This window comes from Limosilactobacillus kribbianus (assembly GCF_026413145.1).
GTDB classification, from domain to species: domain Bacteria; phylum Bacillota; class Bacilli; order Lactobacillales; family Lactobacillaceae; genus Limosilactobacillus; species Limosilactobacillus kribbianus.
The window spans coordinates 1-1,269 of record NZ_JAOVYZ010000101.1; the positions used below are offsets into that span (position 1 = coordinate 1).

At 41.1% G+C, this 1,269-nt stretch carries 2 protein-coding genes; both read left to right on the plus strand.

The window, feature by feature from the left end:
• The first annotated feature begins 395 nt into the window (after nucleotides 1-395).
• The gene (locus OCT58_RS10340; protein ID WP_267202729.1) at nucleotides 396-716 is read left to right on the plus strand and encodes a response regulator; all 321 of its coding nucleotides are present in this window, start codon (nucleotides 396-398) and stop codon (nucleotides 714-716) included.
• Nucleotides 677-1,135 (plus strand): LytR/AlgR family response regulator transcription factor, encoded by a 459-nt coding sequence (locus tag OCT58_RS10345; RefSeq protein ID WP_267202730.1) that lies wholly within the window; start codon nucleotides 677-679, stop codon nucleotides 1,133-1,135. The genes OCT58_RS10340 and OCT58_RS10345 overlap by 40 nt, the downstream gene beginning before the upstream one ends.
• Nucleotides 1,136-1,269 lie beyond the last annotated feature (134 nt).

Genomic DNA, 1,269 nt, shown 5'->3' on the forward strand with positions numbered 1-1,269 from the left:
AAATCAATTGGTATCTGAATTCCCGGCCACTTAAATGTCTTAACTGGCGCACACCAATCGAGATCTTCCTGCTTAATTTACGTCATTAAATTCGTTCAAGTTATTTCTTGCAATCTGCCAAGTATAAAAATTTTGCTATTCGTTAGCACAGATTTCTGCGTTTTTCTTCATTTTCATGTTTTTAGGTGAAAAAGATTGCCGTTCCCTGAAAACAGTTTGTTGTCTCCCACAACTTCGCTGCCTTTATTAGCTGAAATAAATTACCATTCAGTGAAAAAATCGCCCTTCTTTTTCAGTGTTTCTTCACAAATTCAGCCAACCTAAGATGAAAGCAATCGTTCCCCGCCTTAGATATGATATATTCGAAAGTGGTATTAATTGGGAGGTTTTGCACCATGTTAGACATCTTTATCCTGGAAGATGATAGACGACAATTAACATACTTACAGCGAATGATTCAACAAATCGGCACGCAACTTCATCTTCAAGATCTAGACATTCATCTTTTCCAAACGATTGAAGAAATTCGGGCCGCCCTGCCACGCCCAAGTAAAGAAAACGTCTTTATCCTTGACCTGGAGATTAATGGGGACAAAAACGCCGGGCTGGAATTTAGTCAAATTATCCGGACCCGCGATCAGTTAGCATCAATCATTTTCATCACCGTTCACATGAAATGGTCTACACGACTTATAAGTACCGGGTCAGCGCGCTAGACTTTATCGCCAAGGACCGGGGCAACATTTATAAGGAACTTACCGCGGACTTGCAAACAATCCTCCGGAAAAACGCCCAGCAGGCCAATCAGGAATTCTTTACCTATAAATCCTATACCGACCTGTTAAAGATGCCCCTGAATAACATCTGTTATTTCGTTTCTAACAGCGCGAATTCCCATTCCAGCATGATGCAGACGGTGGATGGTCAGTCAATTCAGGTCAACTATAACCTGCACGAGATTGAGAAACTGGACACCCATTTCTTCCGGGCCCACCGCAGTTATCTGATCAATCCGCAGCAGGTCAAAAGAATCGACTTCTTCCACCATACAATCGAATTTTTCAACGGTGACACCTGCCCGGTTTCGCGCCGCCACGAAAAGAAATTGCTAGGCTTGATTAAAAAAAGTGATTAGGAGACTGAAAATCAATGTCATTAAGTTAAGCTATTGACATTTGGGATACCAAAAGAGTGAGCCTTTATTTACACAATTTGTGTGAATGAAGGCTCACTCTTTGCTTTAAACAGCGTTGCTTTTTAAAATTAAAT